Annotated in this window: 1 protein-coding gene; it reads left to right on the forward strand. The window is 49.8% G+C overall.

All coding sequences use genetic code 11. The annotated features are described in order from the left end of the window. Nucleotides 1-193: 193 nt before the first annotated feature. Nucleotides 194-548 (forward strand): hypothetical protein (locus tag M1V25_RS10305; protein ID WP_498843231.1); only part of this gene is annotated, 355 nt, incomplete at its 3' end.

Consider the following 548-nt stretch of genomic DNA (forward strand, 5'->3'; position numbering starts at 1 on the left):
GATCTTATGCGTTCGATCAAACGCAATCTTCTCGTGGAGAATTTCGAGCAAATTAGGGAGTTAGCCCATGAGTTACGAGGAGCAGTCGCCCAACAAATCGCTGCAGGTGACGTTTGACCCGCCGCCCATTTTTGCTGCCGCAAAAACGGTCGTCGCCTCAAACGCACCTGAGCTCAGGCGTTAGAGCTTTCTGATGGAAAATCTTTCAGGCATACCTTCATGGCTCAAGTCGTTGGTGCTTTTCACGATAATGGTGGCCGTGCTGTCGCTTGCCGCGTATGCCGTGAATTTTTTTGGCCCATTGTCTCCATCGCAGGAAGCATGGGGGCAATTTGGGGACTTTGTTGGCGGCACAATGAACCCACTGTTCGCGTTTTCTGGACTCATGGCGCTTCTGTACACCATCGTGCTCCAAAGTCGGGAGTTGAAACACTCTTCTGATCAACTTAAGAAATCCGCTATTGCGCTTGAAAACCAGAACGATCTGCTTACCAAGCAAAGCTTTGAAGCTACCTACTTCCAATTGTTGCAGCTTTACGGTGCTGTTG

This window comes from Candidatus Nebulibacter yamunensis, from assembly GCF_024208055.1.
Lineage (GTDB): Bacteria > Pseudomonadota > Gammaproteobacteria > Francisellales > Francisellaceae > Caedibacter > Caedibacter lacustris.